The 19,268-nt window shown below is 65.5% G+C and carries 15 protein-coding genes; 9 read left to right on the forward strand and 6 right to left on the reverse strand.

Features of this window, described 5'->3' with window-relative positions; all coding sequences use genetic code 11:
* Positions 1–62 precede the first annotated feature (62 nt).
* Together IP90_RS12075 and IP90_RS12080 are read right to left on the reverse strand one after the other, a co-directional pair.
* Positions 63–1,010 (reverse strand): ROK family protein, encoded by a 948-nt coding sequence (locus IP90_RS12075; protein ID WP_144899894.1) that lies wholly within the window; start codon positions 1,008–1,010, stop codon positions 63–65.
* 10 nt (positions 1,011–1,020) lie between these two features.
* Positions 1,021–2,172: an SIS domain-containing protein gene (locus tag IP90_RS12080; RefSeq protein ID WP_144899895.1), complete on the reverse strand. Its 1,152-nt coding sequence runs from the start codon at positions 2,170–2,172 to the stop codon at positions 1,021–1,023.
* On the opposite strand from IP90_RS12080, the gene IP90_RS12085 reads away from it, so the two are divergent.
* The 7 genes from IP90_RS12085 (at position 2,171) to IP90_RS12115 (ending at position 11,736) form a co-directional block, all read left to right on the forward strand.
* Positions 2,171–2,356: a hypothetical protein gene (locus IP90_RS12085; RefSeq protein WP_144899896.1), complete on the forward strand. Its 186-nt coding sequence runs from the start codon at positions 2,171–2,173 to the stop codon at positions 2,354–2,356. The genes IP90_RS12080 and IP90_RS12085 overlap by 2 nt on opposite strands.
* Positions 2,357–2,908: 552 nt before the next feature.
* A complete protein-coding gene (locus IP90_RS12090; protein WP_242007580.1) occupies positions 2,909–5,902 on the forward strand; it encodes a TonB-dependent receptor domain-containing protein in 2,994 nt (997 codons plus the stop codon).
* A gap of 18 nt (positions 5,903–5,920) precedes the next feature.
* Entirely contained in the window at positions 5,921–7,009 is a 1,089-nt protein-coding gene (locus IP90_RS12095; RefSeq protein WP_144899897.1) for a DUF3472 domain-containing protein, read from the forward strand.
* Between the two features lie 116 nt (positions 7,010–7,125).
* The gene (locus IP90_RS12100) at positions 7,126–8,235 is read left to right on the forward strand and encodes an RICIN domain-containing protein (protein ID WP_144899898.1); all 1,110 of its coding nucleotides are present in this window, start codon (positions 7,126–7,128) and stop codon (positions 8,233–8,235) included.
* A 91-nt stretch (positions 8,236–8,326) separates the two neighbouring features.
* Positions 8,327–9,679 carry a Gfo/Idh/MocA family protein gene (locus IP90_RS12105; protein ID WP_144899899.1) on the forward strand — a complete coding sequence of 451 codons (1,353 nt, stop codon included), beginning with the start codon at positions 8,327–8,329 and terminating at the stop codon, positions 9,677–9,679.
* 92 nt (positions 9,680–9,771) lie between these two features.
* Positions 9,772–11,043: a DUF3472 domain-containing protein gene (locus IP90_RS12110; protein WP_144899900.1), complete on the forward strand. Its 1,272-nt coding sequence runs from the start codon at positions 9,772–9,774 to the stop codon at positions 11,041–11,043.
* A 99-nt stretch (positions 11,044–11,142) separates the two neighbouring features.
* Complete coding sequence (locus tag IP90_RS12115) at positions 11,143–11,736, forward strand: DUF2242 domain-containing protein (RefSeq protein ID WP_158635339.1); 594 nt, start codon at positions 11,143–11,145, stop codon at positions 11,734–11,736.
* 22 nt (positions 11,737–11,758) lie between these two features.
* Here IP90_RS12115 and IP90_RS12120 read toward each other — a convergent pair whose 3' ends face one another.
* Entirely contained in the window at positions 11,759–12,544 is a 786-nt protein-coding gene (locus tag IP90_RS12120) for a nucleotidyltransferase domain-containing protein (RefSeq protein ID WP_144899902.1), read from the reverse strand.
* Between the two features lie 331 nt (positions 12,545–12,875).
* On the reverse strand, positions 12,876–13,781 hold the full coding sequence (locus IP90_RS12125) for a dienelactone hydrolase family protein (protein WP_144899903.1): 906 nt from the start codon (positions 13,779–13,781) through the stop codon (positions 12,876–12,878).
* 203 nt (positions 13,782–13,984) lie between these two features.
* On the opposite strand from IP90_RS12125, the gene IP90_RS12130 reads away from it, so the two are divergent.
* Positions 13,985–15,808 carry a DUF885 domain-containing protein gene (locus IP90_RS12130; protein WP_242007581.1) on the forward strand — a complete coding sequence of 608 codons (1,824 nt, stop codon included), beginning with the start codon at positions 13,985–13,987 and terminating at the stop codon, positions 15,806–15,808.
* Between the two features lie 140 nt (positions 15,809–15,948).
* Here IP90_RS12130 and IP90_RS12135 read toward each other — a convergent pair whose 3' ends face one another.
* A complete protein-coding gene (locus IP90_RS12135; protein ID WP_158635340.1) occupies positions 15,949–16,485 on the reverse strand; it encodes an outer membrane beta-barrel protein in 537 nt (178 codons plus the stop codon).
* 270 nt (positions 16,486–16,755) lie between these two features.
* Between IP90_RS12135 and IP90_RS12140 the strand changes: the two genes are divergently transcribed.
* The gene (locus IP90_RS12140; RefSeq protein ID WP_242007582.1) at positions 16,756–17,436 is read left to right on the forward strand and encodes a MarC family NAAT transporter; all 681 of its coding nucleotides are present in this window, start codon (positions 16,756–16,758) and stop codon (positions 17,434–17,436) included.
* Between the two features lie 40 nt (positions 17,437–17,476).
* Here IP90_RS12140 and IP90_RS12145 read toward each other — a convergent pair whose 3' ends face one another.
* Positions 17,477–18,985, reverse strand: coding sequence for an alpha/beta hydrolase (locus tag IP90_RS12145; protein ID WP_144899906.1), 1,509 nt, complete (start codon positions 18,983–18,985; stop codon positions 17,477–17,479).
* Between the last annotated feature and the right edge of the window lie 283 nt (positions 18,986–19,268).

Consider the following 19,268-nt stretch of genomic DNA (forward strand, 5'->3'; position numbering starts at 1 on the left):
TGGCAGGGGCGTGCGCGCCGGGCGCGGCAATCGACGGGTTTCGGATCAAGGACGGCGACGCGCTATCCGGAGGCCTGGTGGCCACCCAGGCTGCGCTGGCGGGCGAGCAGGGCGGCGCCGCGTGCGCCGCCGGCATCGCCGAACACCGGCGGCAGGATCGGCGGCACGCGCACGCCCTTGAACAGGTACGGGGCCATCGCCGCCGGCAGCGTGTCGTACAGCGATTCCAGCTTTGACAGGCCGCCGCCGAGCACGATCGCGTGCGGATCCAGGATCAATACCAGCTGCGCCAGGCTGTGGCCGAGCAGGTCGAGGTGGATGTCGAGCGCGCGCTGCGCCAGCGCATCGCCGGCGTGGGCGCGATGCACCAGCACGCTGGCGTCGGCATCGTCGCCGCCGAGATGGCGATGCAGCATCGACAGGCCGCGGCCGGAGACATAGCGCTCGAGGCAACCGCGCAGTCCGCAGGGACAGCCCAGCATCGGCAGCGCGTGCCGTTCCAGTAGCGTGGCCGGCAGTGTCCAGTGCCCCCATTCGCCGGCCATGCCGTTGTAGCCGGCGACCAGCCGGCCCTCGACGCAGAAGCCGCCGCCGGCACCGGTGCCGAGGATGACGCCGAGCATGCTGGCGTGTCCCTGCGCGGCGCCGCCGTTGGCTTCCGACAAGGCGAAGCACTGCAGGTCGTTGCCGCGATACAGGGGCCGATCCAGTCGCGCCTGCAGCGCCGGTACGACCTGCTGGCCGTTGAGCGCGGGCACGTTGGAACTGAGCTGGCAGCCGCTGACCGGATCGGTCACGCCGGGCAGGCCCAGGCCCACCGCGGCGCGCACGCCCAGTGCGTGGTCGGCATCCTCGACCAGCTGCGTGATCGCCTGCAGGAACGCTTCGTAGTCCTGCCCCGGCGTGTCGACGCGGCGCCGATGGCAGACCTCCAGCGCCTCGTCGCAGGCGACCAGTTCGATCTTGGTGCCGCCGATGTCCAGGCCGTACCAGACCTGTGCGCGGGTCATGGGCCGGTCCTCAGGAATGGATGGTGACGCCCTGCACGACACGGTTGACGGTGCCGTCGGGGAAAGGATTGTCGGGCGTCAGGCCCAGCGCGGCCGACTTGTGCAGTGCGAACTGCTGCGCCATCAGCAGCCACAGCGGCGCCAGCCACGCATCGGAAAACGGCAAGGGTGGCGCGGCGAAATCGGGCCTGGCCTGGTCGCCGTGGTCGGCACCGACCGCCAGCACGGACGCGGCGACCTGGTCGCGGCGCAGTTCGTCGAGCAGGTCCTGGTCGTAGGGCTGCGCGATCGTGGCACCGCTGCGGAACACCACCACCAGCGACTGCCGGTCGAGCACCGACTTGGGGCCGTGGCGAAAACCCAGGCAGGTATTGGCCAGCGCCAGCACGCGTCCGCTGGTCAGTTCCAGCACCTTCAGCGCCGCTTCCTTGGCCAGCGCTTCCAGCGGGCCGCTGCCCAGATAGACGATGCGTTCGAACGGCTGGCGCGCCAGTGCCGCGACCGCCGGCGCCCAGTCCTGCAAGGCGATTTCAGCGTGCTGCGCCAGCTGCGCGATCTGCTGCACGCGTGTGTCCCAGGCGTCGCGTCCCAGCACCGCCAGCACTGCCAGCAACATCGCGCTGAAGCTGCTGGTCATCGCGAAGCCGCGGTCGCAGCTGCCGTCGGGCATCAGCAGGTTGAGGGTGTCGTCGCGGTCTTCGCCCTGCCGCGCGAGATCGCCGTCGGCATTGCAGGTGATGTTGAGGAAGCGCGTGTCGCCAACGTTGCGTCGTACCAGTTCCACCGCCGCCAGGCTTTCCGGGCTGTTGCCGCTGCGCGCGAACGACACCAGCAGCGTCGGCCGCTCGGCATCGAGGTACAGCGCCGGATGTGTCAGCAGGCTGGTGCTGGCGATGGCGCGCACCTGCGCGGGCCAGGCGCTGTCCAGCTCGTCGGCCGCGATCTCGCCGATATAGGACGAACTGCCGGCGCCGGTAAGGATCACGCGACGGCCGGGATCGGCGAGCCAGTCGCCGAGGAAACTTTCGATCCGCGCCCGCTGCGCGCCCAGTTCGTCGGCCAGGGCGCGCCAGATCGCCGGCTGGTGCTGGATCTCTTCTGCCGTGTCGAGGCCGCCAAGCCGGCGCCAGTCGTCGGGAGTGCGCTGGAGGAGATCGTTCATGCGTTCGTTTGGCCGGGTGTTCAAAGGCAGGTCCATTGGCTTTCAATCATGGCACGAAAAGAAAGTAAAAAAGAAAATTCGAAAGAATTCAAGCTTTCTGATGTTGGTTCGCCATGAGGTTCATGAAGAAAATCGTGCTGCGCCGCGTCAATACAGGCAAGTATGGCGCGATAGTCTGCGATGAAATGAAAGTTTGTCGACTAAAATTGGGCAATAAAGAAAGATAGTCAAGGTGATTTTGACGATTTTTGGCATTTTTTTAGTCAAATATCTTTCAATATTGTTGACTTATTTCGAATCGCTGCCCTAGAGTCGATTGGCAGATTTCGAAAACGCCAGTATTCGCAGGCAGGGGCCGGTCGACAGTGATGAGTACGACAGATTCGCGCAAACCAGACGTCATCCCTGCACGCATTGCCCGCGTTGCCGGCGGGTGCGGTGGGCATGCCTGCGACCCACGCCCGGACGACCGGGCTCGTCCTGCAAGACCACCGGCCGCTCATTGTCCGCGATCCGCGCGCCGTCGCCGCGGGCCGGGTGTGCTTTCGAACGCCACGTTTTCGTAAGACCAGTTTCGCGGGACGCATTCCACGCATGTGGGTGTGTGTTGGCGGGGGAGGGACTTCCGCCTGTTGATCCATCAAGCAAGCCAGATCGCAAGCCAGAGCCAGACCAACTTCAACCCTTTCGAGGAATGACGATGCGGAACCGCAGTTTTTCACCCCGGGTGCATGCCATGAGCCGTGCCGTGGCCTTGGGCCTGACGCTGATGAGCGCCGGCCTGGCCTCCACGGCCTGGGCACAGTCCACCGCGACCACGACTGCGCAGGCGCAGGACGTTCCCAACAAGCCCGTCGATGACGAAAAGGCAGCCGATGCCCAGGTCACCGACCTCAATCGCGTCACGGTCACCGGTTCGAGCATCAGCCGCATCGATGGCGAAACCGCGTCGCCGCTGCAGATCATCAGCAAGCAGGACATCGAGAACATGGGCGCCCGGACCCTACTCCAGGTGCTCGACAACCTGCCCGCGAACCGACCGGCGCAGGTGGATTCCAAGTCGTTGTTCAGCGGCTCCGACGGCGCCTCGCAGGCCAACCTGCGCGGCATCGGCGCGCAGGGCACGCTGGTCCTGTTGAATGGCCGTCGCCTGTCGTACTACGGCGCGCCGGCGGGCTTCCAGACCCAGTTCGTCAACATCGATTCGATTCCCGCCGCGGCGATCGAACGCATGGAAGTGCTCACCGACGGTGCCTCGGCCGTGTACGGCACCGACGCGGTGGCCGGCGTGATCAACGTGATCACCAAGAGCGAATTCCAGGGCCTCGAGGTCAGCGGCACCACCGACATGTCGTCGCGCTTCGACAGCTACGGCGAGCACCAGGCCAGCATCACCGGCGGCTTCGGCGACCTCGAGGAAGACCGCTACAACGTCTACGCTTCGGTCAACCTGTACCGGCGCGACGCGATCCCGCTGGGCGAGTGGTACGACAAGAAGCCGAAGCAGCACTACGTCAACAACCCGAACTACATCAACAACCTGCGCATCGGTACCGGCAGCGCACCGGGCGTGTTCAACCCCGGCAGCTATTTCGCGTTCGATCCGGCCACCGGCGCGCGCGTGCAGGAAGCAGCACCGGGTTGCAACAACGTGATCACCGAAGCCTCAGGGACGCGTTGCATCTGGCAGACCTGGCTGAACAACGAGATCGACGGTGGCGCCGAGACGGAGCGCGCGACCGCTTACGTCAGTGCGCATTTCCTGATCGGCGAGAGCACCGAAGCCTTCGCCGAGGCGACCTATACCGACATCGACCTGCGCGCCAACGGCGGCACGCCGCGTGCCTTCAGCACGACCACCGGCAACCCGCAGACCTGGTTCGCGCGCAACACCGGCACCACCGTCAACCAGTTCCTGACCCCGTTCATGGGTCCGAACAACGTCTACAACCATGCCAGCCCCGAACTGAAGGCATTGATGGGCGGCGTGGTCGGCGTGCAATACCTGATGCAGGATGTGGGCGACAACTATTACGGGCAGCGCAATACCGACAAGAGCTACCGCGCGCTGGCCGGACTGCGCGGCAATCTCGGCGACTGGAACTGGGAAACCGCGTTCGCCACCGCCGGCTCGCATTCGACCACCTTCCAGACCGGCAACATCAACCTCGAAGGCTTCGAGCGCGCGTTCGGCCCGTACACCATCGACCCGACCACCGGCCGCGTGATCATCTCCGACAACCCGGCCTACCAGTTCGGCGTGATCAACGAATCGAATGCGGCGCTGCTGCGCGGGGCGTACCCGACCTTCGACATCCAGTCGTGGACCCGGCTGCATACCCTGGACGGCAAGATCGAAGGGCCGATCTACACCTTACCGGCCGGCGAAGTGCGCGCGGCGTTCGGCTTCAACGCGAGCCGCGAGACCTTCTACACCCCGGGCAACGAGGACGCGGCCAACGGCCTGATCACCCAGCAGGGTGGTTCGTGGTTCGACGGCGCGCGCAACACCTACGCGCTGTTCGCCGAGGCCGTCGCCCCGCTCACCGAGAAGCTGGAACTGGAAGCGGCGCTGCGCGTGGACAAGTACCCCAACTTCAGCGCCAACATCGCGCCGAAGATCGGCATCAAATACCAGGCGTTGCCGGAGCTGATGCTGCGCGGCACCTATTCGGAAGGCTTCCGCGCTCCCAGCCTGGCCGAGTCCGGCAGCGGCGGCGTGTTCGCACAGATCGGCGGCTATCGCGACGAGACCCGCTGTGGTGAAACCAACGCGATCGCCGATCTGCTGCTGCAGTCGAACCGCCCCGGCGACGTGGACCTGGGCAATACGCTGCTGAACTCCGATTGCAGCCGCAACGTGGCGCGCATGACCCAGCCCAACCCGGACCTGGAGCCGGAGAAGGCCAATATCGCCACGGTCGGCCTGGTGTTCGAACCGACCAGCTGGTCGTCGGTATCGGTCGACTACTGGTACATCAACCGCAAAAACGAGATCGTCGCGCCGGACTACAGCAGGCCGGAAGACATCCTTGCGTTGACGCGCTTCCCGATCACCGAGACCGACCGTGCCAACGAGGCTGCGCTGGCCGCGATGTGCGCCGACCCGGCCAGCGGCGTGGCCTGCCCCGGCACGCTGCCGACCTATTCCATCGGCAACGTCTCCAGCGTCATCGGCCAGTACAAGAACCGCGGCCGCACCATGGTGGACGGCTTCGATATCGATGCCCGTGGCCGTTTCGACCTGGACGAATGGGGCGCGCTGAATGTCGGCGTGGCCGCGACCATCGCCAACCGCAACATGTACAACTCCGACGATGGCAGCGGCTGGTACTACGGCAACTTCGTCGGGTATTACAACAACCCACGTCTGCGCGCGACCTTCAATACGGACTGGAGCTACAAGGACGTCACCACCAGCTTCTACATCAACTACGTCGGCAAGACCAAGTGGGCCTGGGACCAGATCGACGCGGTCGACAACAATTCGCAGACCTGCACCGGTAGCTACGTGGCCGTGGCGCCGAACCAGTGCGACGGCGCTCCGTCGTGGTGGACGGCCAACCTCGGCGTGAGCTGGCGGGCGACGCCGGGCCTGACCGTGGGCGCCACGGTGAAGAACCTGTTTAACCGCCTGCCGTTCTACGACCCGAACGACTGGATGACCTTCCCGGGCTACACGAATAATTTCGGACGCATCTTCAGTCTGACGGTGAACTACAAGTTCTGATTCCACAGGAGAGTTTCCATGCGCATCATCCGTTTCGCGGTGCTGTTGCTATGCCTGCTCACGACCAATGCCTACGCCGTGGTGGCCGGCGGCATGGTTGCGGTCGACCGCCAATGGCCGAGCAGCGAGGTCGGTTTCCTGGACGTGGAATTCGCCATCACGATCGCCCAGGAACCGGGACGTGACGGCTTCACCTTCTGGGCCGACCAGTTCTGGTTCAAGGGCGGCGACGGCGCCTACATCGGCCTGCAGCAGCGCGATGGTCGCAACAAGGCGCTGAACTTCTCGATCTGGAAGGCGACCGGCTGGGTCCCGCAGAAAGGCGCCAACTGCGCCTTCTTCGATCATGAAAACAGTGGCGTGCAATGCTGGATCGACTATGACTGGAAGGCGCGCACGCAGTACCGGATCCACGTCGTCGCCGAGGAACCGGGGCACTGGACGGCCTACATCACCGATACCGACAACGGCAGCCGCCGCAAGGTCGCCACCATCCAGGTGCCGTCGACCTGGGGCGGCATCTACGACACCTCCAGCTTCCTCGAGGACTACGCCCAGGGCGGCGACGAACGCGGCAGCTGCGCCGAAGTGCCGGCGACCAGCGCCGTCTTCCACCAGCCCCAGGCAGAGAACGGCACGGTGCTGCCGACGAGCAGCAATGCACGGATCTACGGCGTCTGCGCCACGATCGCACGCGCGTCGTGCACGCTGGAGCAGGAGTGCATCGCCTCGGCCAACGTGTACGGCAACCTCGGCGATCCGAAGAGCCTGCAGCACGAGGCCAGCGGCCAATGCCTGGAAGCGCGCGCCGGCGGCGTGGCCGGGCTCGAGGGTTGCACGGCCAGCAGCGCGCAGCTGTTCGAGCGCGACGACGACTTCCGCATGTCCATGCAGGCACAAAGCCAGTGCCTGCAGGTGGGCGAAGACGGCAGTGTGCAGTCCGGCGATTGTGTCGAATCGTCGATGCAGCGCTGGATTCCGGTCGCCGACACCAACGCGCTCTACCACGTCGGCAGCGGGCTGTGCCTGGCGCCGATCAAAGATGCGTCGGTGCGGCTGCAGGCGTGCAATGACAAGCGATCGCAGCGCTGGCGAATGATCCCGTAATCGCGCCGGTACCGCCACGACATCTTCGGCCGCATCTGCAACCGACGGTCACCTGCAAGTCCTGGTGACTGTCGCTGTCGAAACATCCGCGCCTTATCGCCCACAGGAGAGTCCACATGCTCAACATGCGCGCCGCCGTGCTGTTGCTGTGCCTGCTGCTTGCGCCCAACGCCCATGCCGTGGTGGCCGGTGGAATGGTCGCCATCGACCGCCAATGGCCTGCCACCGAGCTGGGCTATCTGGACCTGAGCTTTCCGACCACGATCACCGACGAGCCCGGCAATGACGGCTACACCTACTGGGCGCACCAGTTCTGGTTCAAGGGCGGCAACGGCGGTTATGTCGGCCTGCAGCAGCGCGACGGCAACAACAAGGCGCTGAACTTCTCGATCTGGGAGGCGACCGGTTGGACTGCCGAACCCGGTACTCAATGCGCCTACTTCGACCACGAAGGCAATGGCGTGCAGTGCTGGGTCGCTTACGGCTGGCAACAGCGCGTCACCTACGACATCCGCATCGTCGCCGAAGCGTCCGGCCATTGGGCCGCCTACATCATCGACACTGCCAGCGGCAGCCAGAAAAAAGTGGCGACCATCGAGGTGCCGGCCACCTGGGGCGGGCTGACCAACCGCACCAACACCTTCCTGGAAGACTATGCCCAAGGCAACCAGCAGCGTCCCAGCTGCGCCGCGGTGCCGGCCAGCAGCGCGGTGATGCACGCGCCGACGGCGGAGCAGGGCAGCGTCGGTTCTGTCTCCAGCACGGCCACTACCTACGGCGTCTGCGCCACCATCGCCCGCGCCAGTTGCACCGCCGAACAGGACTGCATCGCCGCGGCCAACGTGTACGGCACCCTCGACAGCCCGCAGCACCTGCTCAACGAACACAGCGGTTACTGCCTGGATACCTTGTCGGGTGGTTTCCAGGCCGGTCTGTGGGATTGCGCGGCCAACACCAACCAGCTGGTCGCGCGCGACGACGGCTTCCGCCTGCTGATGCGATCGCCCAGCAAGTGCCTGCAGGCCGATGCCGACGGCAAGGTGCGGCTGGCCGACTGCGGCAACGGCTCGCCCCAGCGCTGGATGCCGATACCGGGTTCCAGCGAGGTCTACAACGTCGGCGCACGCAAGTGCCTGGATCCGATGAGCGGTGCCGTTCGCGGCGCCTGGCTGCAGACCCACACCTGTCTTGCCAACGGTTACCAGCGCTGGCGCCTGACACCCTGATCATTTCCCGCGGATCCGGCGATCCGCATTCACTCGAACCGCGCTTTGCCAGTCGACGACGGAACTGGCTGCGGATGCAAAGGAGCACACCATGAACCGTAGAGATTTCATCCTGACCGGCGCCGCGATCGGCGCCAGCACGCTGCTGCCGAGCACGCCGGGATGGGCTGCCAAGCGTCGTATACGCGTCGGCCTGATCGGCACCGGCATGCGCGGTCAGGTGCTGCTCAAGGAGCTGGTGCGCCGTGACGACGTCGAAGTGGTCGCGCTGTGCGACATCGAGCCGCTCATGCTCGAGCGCGCGCTGCGCATGGTCGAGAAGGCCGGCAAGCCGAAGCCGAAGACCTTCGGCGAGAACCGCGACGGCCACGCCTATCGCCAGCTGCTGGAAGTGCCGGGCCTGGATGCCGTCATCATCGCCACGCCGTGGGAATGGCATGCGCCGATGGCGATCGACGCGATGCAGGCCAAGGTCGCGGTCGGCTGCGAAGTGGTCGCCGGCATCACCCTGCAGGACCACTGGGACGTGCTCAACACCCAGCGCCGCACCGGCACGCCGTACATGCTGCTGGAGAACGTCTGTTATCGCCGCGACGTGATGGCGGCACTGCAGATGGTGCGCGCCGGCCTGTTCGGCGAACTGGTGCACCTGCAGGGCGGCTACCAGCACGACCTGCGCGCGGTGAAGTTCAATTCCGGCAATCCCGAGCAGCCCTACGGCAGCGGCGCCGAGTTCGGCGAGAAGGGCTGGTCGGAAGCGCGTTGGCGTACGCAGCATTCGGTCGATCGCAATGGCGAGCTGTATCCCAGTCACGGCATCGGCCCGTGCGCGATGTACACCAACATCAACCGCGGCAACCGCTTCACCCGGATCAACAGCTTCGCCAGCAAGGCGCGTGGGTTGCACGAGTACGTGGTCGCCCAGGGCGGCCCGGATCACCCCAACGCCAAGGTGAAGTTCAAGCTCGGCGACGTCGTCACCACCACCCTGGCCTGCGAGAACGGCGAGACCATCATCCTGCAGCACGACACTTCGCTACCGCGCCCGTATTCGCTCGGCTTCCGCGTGCAGGGCACCCAAGGCCTGTGGATGGACCTCAACAAATCGATCCACATCGAAGGCCGCAGCCCGGCGCACAAATGGGAACCCTTCCAGGCGTACCAGGATCAGTTCGAGCATCCGCTGTGGAAGAAGTACGCCGCACAGGCCGAAGGCGCCGGCCACGGCGGCATGGACTTCTTCGTGATCCACGCCTTCGTCGAGGCCGTGAAAGCCGAAGCGCCGATGCCGATCGACATCTACGACGCGATCGCCTGGAGTGCGATCACGCCGCTGTCGGAGCAGTCGATCGCCAACGGTTTCCAGACCCTGGATTTCCCCGACTTCACCGAAGGCAAGTGGAAGGATCGCAAGCCGATCTTCGCATTCAACGACCGTTACTGACCGCGGTCGCGCGTCGACCCAATCAGCGTTGCGTCTGTCTCCAGACAGGCGCAGCTGCGTATTGCTTTTCTCGCATCCCGAGCATAACCACCATGCGAAACCTGTTTGTCTGCTGCCTGCTGTCCCTGCTGCTTGCATCAGGCGCCGTGCTTGCGCAGACGAAAACCATCGTGCCGCTGGGAGGAAACGCCTTCGTCACGCGGCCGGCTCCCGCGCATGAAGAACTCATCGACGATACGGGCCTGCACAACTGGACTTCGAACGAAGCCATCGTCAGCGTCTATTTCTTCGCGAAGCAGGCGGGCACGGTTGAGCTTTCGCTGGTGGGCGCGCTGCATGGCGCCAACCGCAGCACGGTCGAGGTATCCATCGATGGACAACGCAAGCAGGCGGTACTGGCCGGCACCGCGGCGTCCTCGATCCCGGTCGGCACCTTCACCATCGCCCGGCCCGGCTACGTCAAGGTGGATCTGCAAGGCGTGAGCACGGACGGTGGCTATTTCGGCGATGTCTCCGGCCTGGAGGTCGGCGGCAGCGCCGCCGCGGCCGGCCTCGCCTTCGCGGACGATCCCGCCAACTTCTACTGGTCGCGGCGCGGACCCTCGGGACACCTCAACTTCACCGTCCCGGAGCACACCGAATATTTCTACAGCGAGATCACCGTGCCGAAAGGGCACGACCGGATCGGCTCCTACTTCATGGCCAATGGTTTCTCGACCGGCTACTTCGGCATCCAGGTCAATTCCGAAACCGAGCGGCGCGTGCTGTTCTCGGTGTGGGATTCACCAGGTGGCAAGACCACGCTGGTGAAGAAAGGCGACGGCGTGAGCGCGCAGGACTTCGGCGGCGAGGGCACCGGCGGGCAGAGCTTCCTGCGTTACGACTGGAAACCCGGCAGCAGCTACCGCTTCATCACCCGCGCACGTCCGGATGGGCGCGGCAACACCTTGTACTCGGCCTGGTTCGGTGCGCCCTGCCTGCCCGGTGCCGACGACTGCGAATGGAAGTTCCTCGCCACCTGGCGATACGAAGGAGTCTCCAGCTATTTGACCAAGGCGCATTCCTTCATCGAATCCTTCTACCCGGAACTGGGTCATCTCGAACGCATGGCGCATTACGGCAACCAGTGGGCCATCAGCAAGGACGGCGTGTGGACGGAACTGAAGTCGGCGCGCTTCTCGGTCGATGCGACCGCGCGCAACCGCCAGCGCCTGGATGTCACCGCCGGTGCCACCGCTGACAGCTTCTACATGCGCAATGGCGGCTTCTTCGACAAGGCCGCGGCGCCAGGCACGCATTTCACGCGCAGTTCGGCGCAGGCCAAGCCGCGCGTGGACCTGGACGCGCTGCCCGAACCGCGGTGATCGCGAGCCACCCCACTGCCGTACGCGACGCGCGCCGTTCAGCCCTTCTGAATGCCCGCGCCGCTAGACTTCGCGCGTCTCCGCCGCCAGCCCATCGCCATGTTCCGCCACCGTTCCACCGCCCGCTGCCTCGTCATCGTCCTCATCGCGCTGCTGGCTGCCTGCACCCGCGGCGGCAAGAAGGAAGCGCCACCGTCCGGAGAAACCTTCGGTGCCGATGACACCTATTCGCGCAGCTATCCGATTTCCCAGGCGCAAGCCTGCGAAGCCGCACGCCGTGCGCTGCTGGGGCAGGGCTATCTGATCAGCAAGGCCGGTGCCGAGGTGGTGGAGGCCAACAAGACCTTCCAGCCCGATGCGGAGACGCATACCCAGCTCAACGTACGCATCACCTGCGTGCCGCAGGGCGGCGACCAGGCGATCGTGTTCGCCAACGCGGTGCAGGATCGCTACGCGCTGATGACCACGTCCAATTCCGCCAGCGTCGGCGTCAGCATGCTGGGATCGGTGTCGTTGCCGGTCGGCAGCAGCGGCGCGAACCTGGTACGGGTGGCCAGCAACACCGTGCAGAACGTCGACTTCTACAAGCGCTTCTTCGAACGCGTGAAGTACTACCTGCCATCGGAAAGCGACAAGCCGACCGCACCGCCGCCGCCGGAACCCACCACGCCACCCGATCCGCCGCCGGCTTGAACGGTCGATCTGACGTCGGCGATCAATCGCCTGGCTGAAGGTAGGCACGCAGCGCGTCAGGCATGTGCGGTGTCGGCCGCTCCGGTGGATCGTCCTGCCGAAGCTCGAGATACAGCTCGATCGCGCGCAGCAGTGCCTGCGCGATCGAAGCCGTTTCTACTGTGGCCATGGTGAGGGACAGCGCGGCATCGGCAGCGGCATCGGATTCGATGCGTCGCACGCCGCGCTGCGGTCTGCCGGAACGGCGATGCAGCAGCGGCCCCAGCACCTGGTCGCGGAAGTAGGCCAGCATGCCGAGGGCTTCGTAGCGTTCGCCGCGCAGCAGCTTGGCGGCCCCGTAATGGAGCCAGATCCAGGCACGGTCCTCGAACCACTGCGCCTCCCGGTCCGGCCAATGCACGGACGCGGCATCGAGGACCGCGCCGATCCGTTCCGGTTGCCGTGCCCACAACAGGCATGGACGTTCGACCATGTGCTGCAAGTCCGTTTCCACCACGAACTTCAGGTCGACGTGGATCAGCGGCGGACCGAACAGGCAGATCAGCAGGCGCGGCTCGCCGACGTGTTCGCCGCTGAATGCCGCCAGCAACGAACCGAGGCGTGCGGCGATGGCGGGACGCTGCGCCATGACCTGCGGGTAATCGCCGGCGCGCACGACCACCACCAGGTCGAGGTCGGATTGCGCGTCGAAGCCGCCATGCAGCATCGAACCGCCCGCCAGCACCGCATCGATGCGTGCATCGTCGCCGAGAACGGACAGAATGTGGGCCAGCGTGGCGGCGTGGACCGCCGGCAACTCGCGGGTCATCGTGCTTCTCCAGACGGGTAGGGCAGCCTAGCCTGCGCGATTGCTCACCGACAACCCGTGCCGGGGGCGCACCATCACCGACACTTTGCAGTGCGGACCGCATGGTGGCGCTGCAAGTGGCAGCGACGGCGACGAACGACCTTCAGCGTTTGTCGATTGCACTCCGTCAACGCTGTTCCCGCTTGCCATGCTGGCCTGGCGCCATGCTTCGGGACGACGACGCCACACGAGCCGGGTTGACCCGGCCGCAAGCTGCGCGTCCGTATTTCAAATTGCGCGAACAGCAGATTGCCGTGAAATGACAGACCGGTCGCGGCACAGGCAAGCCGAACTACGCCGGCGTGTCGCGCAGACGCCGCTCGAACAGCGCGAGCATGCGTCGCCAGGCTTCCGCGGCCGCTTTCTCGTCGTAGCGCGGCGTGGTGTCGTTGTTGAAGCCGTGCTGCGTGCCCGACGGCTGGAACAGCGCGTATTTCACGCCGGCGCCCTTCAGCGCCTTCTCGTACTCCGGCCAGCCGGCATTGATGCGCTCGTCGTTCGCGGCCAGCACCACCAGCAGTTCGGCCTGGATCTCCGGCACGTCCTCCAGCGGTGCTGCGTTGCCATAGAACGGTACGGCCGCCGCGATTGTCGGCACGTGCGCGGCGAGATAGTTCGCCATGCCACCGCCCCAGCAGAAGCCGACCACGCCAAGCCTGCCGTTGCCGCCATCGATGCCGCGCAGCATCTGCGCCGCGGCCACGAAGTCGGCGCGGGTCTTGTCCTGGTCGAGCTTGGCGAACTGCGCACGCGCCGTGTCCTCGTCGCCGGGATAACCGCCCAGCGGGAACAGCGCGTCGGGCGCGAAGGCGATGTAGCCCTCCAGCGCCAGCCGCCGGGTGACGTCTTCGATATGCGGATTCAGGCCGCGGTTCTCGTGCGCCACCAGCACCACCGGTAGCGGGCCGCTGGCCTTGGCTGGCCTGGCCAGATAACCGCGGGCCTTGCCGTAGCCTTTCGGCGAGGCGAACTCGAGATATTTCGTCGACAGCCGCGCGTCGTCCGGCTTGACCTGCTGCGCGGCGGCGAACTGAGGGCTCAGCGCGGCCAGCAATCCGGCCGCACCGGCGGCGCCGACCGCGAAACGCGCCGCGCCGGCGAGGAAGCCGCGACGGTCGATCAGGCCATGCACGTACTGGTCGAACAGGCGCATCACCTCCGGATCGAAATCGCTGGCCTTTGGGCGGGTGTCGGACATGGTGGCCTCCGCGGCATGTGAGGAGTGCAGCAGATAAGCCAGCGTGGCGTAAGACGACGTGAGGCCGCAACTCTCACGTCGTCGCGGTCAACAGCACCACCATGCCGATCGGCCTATGGACGGACGTCGCTGCCGACGACATTGTCCGATGATCTGGGGCGTATGCTCCGCACTATTTTCCGCTGCAACGACAGGAGTCCACCGTGGAGCTTCGCCCGATCCTGCTTGCCCTTGCCGTAACCCTCGCCATCGCCGGCTGCGAGCGCACGCCGTCCACCGACGCCACGACGCCGGCCACGCCTGCGGCAACGCAGAACGCCGCCGCCAAGGCCGCGCAGCTCACGCAGCTCTACGCGGAGTACTGGGAGGAATACCTCAAACTCAATCCGCTCACCGCCACGTTCCAGGGCGACCCACGCTACAACGCCGAATTGCCGGATTTTGGTTCGGCCGCGTACCGCGCGCAATCCAGGCAGTTCACCAGCGACTGGCTGAAGAAGGTCGAGGCGATCGGTGCCGAAGGCCTCAGCGGCCAGGACCTGCTCAGCTACGAGATCTTCGTCGCCGATGCCAGGGAAGCGCTGGACTCCTACCAGTTCCCGACCTGGCTGCTGCCGGTCAACCAGATGGACAGCATCGCCAGCTTCGCCGTGCAGCTCGGCTCGGGTACCGGCGCGCAGCCATTCAAGACGGTCAAGGACTACGACGACTGGCTGGCCCGCGCCGGCCGCCTGCCGGTGCTGTTCGACACCGACATCGCCAACATGCGCGAGGGCATCAAGGCCGGCGTGGTGCAGCCGCGTGTGCTGATGGAGAAGGTGATCCCGCAACTGGACACGCTGATCGAGGACAAGCCCGAGGACACGCTGTTCTGGGGCCCGATCAAGCAGATGCCGAAGGAATTCCCAGACGCCGACAGGCAGCGCCTGACCGAGGCCTATCGCAAGTTGATCGGCGAGCAGCTGATGCCGGCGTACCAGGAGTTGCGCGACTTCATCGCCGACGAATACCTGCCCCATACCCGCGACACCTTCGGCCTCGACCAGTTGCCCAACGGCGCCGCCTGGTATGCGTTCAACGCGCGCCAGAGCACGACCACCGACATGACGCCGGCGCAGATCCACCAGATCGGCCTGGACGAGGTCGCGCGCATCCACGGCGAAATCCGGCAGGTGATGGCGCAGGTAGGCTTCGAGGACTCGATGCTGGACTTCTTCAAGTTCATGAAGAACGATCCGCGCTTCGTGTTCAAGAGCGAGGACGAGTTGCTCAAGGATTACCGCGCCCTCGAAGCGAAAATCAACCAGAAGATCCCGGAGCAGTATTCGCTGATCCCGAAGGCGCCGTTCGAGATCCGCCCGGTCGAGCCGTTCCGTGCCAAGTCCGCCGCCGGCGGCCAGTATTACCCGCCGAGTGATGACGGCACGCGCCCGGGCATCTTCTACGTCAACACCTACGACCTGCCGGCGCGCAAGACCTGGGCTGCCGAAAGCCTGTACCTGCACGAGGCGATTCCCGGCCACCACTTCCAGATCGCATTGCAGATCGAGCTCAAGGATCTGCCGTCGTTCCGTCGCTGGGGCGGAGAGAGTGCGTTTGCCGAAGGCTGGGGCCTGTACGCCGAGTCGCAGGGCAAGGCGCTGGGCGTCTACACCGATCCCTACCAGTACTTCGGTCGCCTGCAGGCGGAACTGTGGCGCGCGATCCGCCTGGTCGTCGACACCGGCCTGCACAGCAAGGGCTGGAGCCGCGAGCAGGTGATCGAGTACATGCTCGAAAACTCCGCCGCGTCCGAGACCGATGCGATCGCCGAGGCCGAGCGTTACATCGCCTGGCCGGGCCAGGCGCTGGCGTACAAGATCGGCGAACTGAAAATCCAGGCGCTGCGTGGCAAGGCCGAGCAGGCGCTGGGACCGAAATTCGACATCCGCGAATTCCATGCCGAGGTACTCAGGGACGGCTCGCTGCCGCTGGACGTGCTGGAGCAGAAGATCGACCGCTGGATCGCGACGAAAACGTCCGCGTAGGACCTTTGCGTCGAGGAAGCTCGGTTCCGATCAATGGCGGATGGCAAGCTGTCGGCTGGGTATGACGTGGCGGCCTGGCTGATGGAACGAAAGCCGCCGGAATGCGGCGGCTCTCGTGCTCCAGTGCGGATCAACGCGGCTCAGAAATCGAACCGCACCTGCAACTGCGCCAGGTCCAGATCGATGTCCTCGACTTCGAAGCGGCTGTACTCGCCGCGCAGCGCGACCTTGTCGTTGAAGCGGTATTGCAGGCCCAGCCCATAGGTGGGATCGCTGCCGCTGTCGTCGCTGCTGCGGGTCAGGCTGGGGATCGCGTTGTCCAGGTCCCAACGCTGGAAGCCGGCCTTGGCGTAACCGGAGAACTGCTCGGTGAAAGGCACGGTGCCGACCGCGGTCAGGTACGCCGCATTGGCTTCGAGTGCGCGGCCTGCGCCGCTGGCCTGCAGCTTGCCGAAATCGGCATAGCCGGCTTCGATACCGAAGTAGCGGTTGAACTGGTAACCGCCGAACGCCGAGAACGCGGTGTCCTCGTCGTCGTAGGCGGCTTCGTCGACGAAGGACTGGCCGACGCCAGCACCAAGATAGAAACCGGGTTCATCGGCCGCCTGCGCGCCGAACACGGCGGCGCCCAGGACAATGACCAGCAAGGCGCGGGACAACATCTTGTTCTTCTGCATGACTGATCTGACTCCTGCTACGGACATCGCGACGTGGGGAAGGAAGCGCGATGCATCCGTGCGACGGGCCCTGGCGGAATGCCTGGGCAGCCATCGCTGTAGACATGAAATGGGCGCCGGAGCGATGGACAAAAGTGCGGATACCAGGGACGAAATGTCCCGCGCATGGGACATTGCCGGCGGCTGCTGCAACGCGGTTCGCTGCGTGCGTGCTGCCGGTTCCGGAGGCGGCTGCTACGATGGCCGCCGTATCCATGCACGGCGCACGCGATGACTTACGGCCTGGGCGATTTATTCGGCTACGTTACGTTCGGCCTGCTCGGCCTGCTGCCGATCGCCAATCCACTGTCGAGCGCGGCGGTGCTGCTGGCGCTGACGGCGCGCCATACCGTGCGCGAGCGCAACCGCGTGATCAACCGCAACACGGTGTACGTCGTCATCATCATGCTGGTCTGCTACTACGTCGGCAACGCGGTGATGAGCGCGTTTGGCGTCTCCATTCCCGGCCTGCGCCTGGCCGGCGGCATGATCGTCGCGTACATCGGCTTCACCATGCTGTTCCCGTCGCAGGTCAGCGAGACCGAAACGCAGGTGGACATGGCCGGGGACGGCGGTGCCCGGGAACTGCGCGACATCGCCTTCATTCCACTAGCCATTCCGGTGACCAGCGGACCGGGCACCATCGCCTACATCATCAGCGCCGCGGCGATGGCTCCGGATGACATGCCGTTCCTGTACGAGAGCCTGATCGTGCTCGCGGTGGTGCTGGTGTTCGCAGTGATCCTCTGGATCTGCCTGCGCGGCGCCACGCAGATCCGGCGTTTCCTCGGTGATTCCGGACTGGATGCGTTCTCGCGCATCATGGGCTTCGTGATGGTCTGCATCGGCATGCAGTTCATCATCAACGGCACGTACGAGATCCTGAAGGACTGGCAGATCGTCACTGTCTGAGCATCGCGGCGCGCCCGTGGCGCCGCGCTTGCGGATCGATTCAAGGCGTCGTGACGGGCCTGTCCGCAGTCGCTGCAGCCTTGGGCTGGGATGCGTTCGCCGGGACGATGACGGCTTCCGTCCGTTCGATCAGATAGGGAAAGAACGGGTTCGAGTTGAGTCGCAGGATCGCGCTGGGGCCCACCAGCAAGGTGCCGCGCTCGCCGCGCGGTGTGAAGGCGCCGAGGTGGATGCCGAAATGATCTTCCGGACCCGGCGTCACGCCATACAGTGCGTCGGTGACAGGAAACGGCAGGGCCACGTGCGACAGTGAAAAGATGTCGGGCGGATAGCGCAGTGCAAGCGCGCGTTCGCGTGATGTGGTGGTGCCGGCTTCGGTCGTACGTTCCACCATCTCTGCACGGCCCGGCGCGACATTGGCGATGATCGTGGAGCGGTAACGTTGCGGGCCGTTCGGCAGCAGCCTTTGCAATGCGTTGCCAGCGCCGGGCTGCAGCAGAGCGTCGAAGGCGACGTTGCGGTTGACGTCGAACAGCACGATCTCGCTGCCGTTCGCCGGCAGCTGCGCGTACAGGCCCGTCAGCACATCGCGCGTGTTCACCGTCGCGTCCACCACCGACTGGAAGGTGAGGACCGGCGCCAGCTTCGACAGCTGGCCTTGCTGGTTCAGGCGAGCCATCTGCGTGCGCAGTGCGTTGGCGACCAGCCACGACTGCCGCGCGCCGTTGACCGGGAACGAGTTGTACTTGAAGGGGTTGTATTCGGGTTCGATGCCCAGCCAGGCGGCCTTGGCGAAGGCGGGAAACACCGCCGGCCAGGCCGCGATCCCGGCAAAACGCGCGGTGCCGGTGATGCCGATCATCGGCGATATCAGCAACAGGCGATCCGGTCGCGCCAGCTGCTTGTCCTCGATGGCGTCGAGCGCGTACTTCATCGCCAGCGCGCCGCCATTGGAATAGCCGACGATGTGCAACGGCACGTCATCGCCTGCACGGCGACGCGCCTCGCGCACGGCCAGGCGCGTGGCTGCCATCCACTCCCGCCACGATGCCTTCGTCAGCGCACCGGGCACCGTGCCGTGCGCCGGCAGGCGCAGGCCGACCGCGACATAGCCATGTTCCCGGTAGCGCCGCGCGATGTGGCGCAGGCTGTAGGGGGAGTCGGTCAGTCCGTGCAGCAGCACGACCGCACCGCGTGGAACGCCCGCCGGGTCGAGCACGTAGGAGCGGTTCCAGTCATGGGCGAAGCGGCCCGGATACATCGATGCGCCTTCGTAGTAGCGATTGCTGGGTACGCGCATCGGGGTATCCAGCTGCTTGCGCATCCGCGCATGCACGGCATCGAACAGGCGTGCTTCGTGCGCGAGGTATGCCGGCCAGTCGGCGGCGTCCAGTGCCTTGGCGCCCAGCTCCTCGGGCACATAGGTATGCCATGGCTGCAGCGGCGGACCGCGCTGCGAGTCCCAGATGCGGATCGACAACAGGGCGACGACGAAGATGAGCAGCAGCCACAACAGGCGTTTCAACCACACGACCACCTTCGCCGGCATTCCGTAACCCCTTTATGTGATCGGGCAATCGCCGCGGCATTGTGCCAAAACGAAACCCTGCCGCCCGCCCGCCTTTCGACGGCGATATTTGTGAAATCCGCGTGACGAACGACCCCGGCACGCAGCGCGAAGATACGATGACTTCGATCGAAGAAGCATGTCAGTATCGAAGCCGCGCCACCATTCCCACGGCGAAACATTGCAGGTGCCGAAGGGTGTGTCACTTACTTCAATTGAGGGCAATGCGATGAAAGCTCCACGCTATTTTGTCTTACCTGCGGTT

The organism is Luteimonas cucumeris (genome assembly GCF_007830035.1).
In the GTDB taxonomy this organism is placed as follows: domain Bacteria; phylum Pseudomonadota; class Gammaproteobacteria; order Xanthomonadales; family Xanthomonadaceae; genus Luteimonas_C; species Luteimonas_C cucumeris.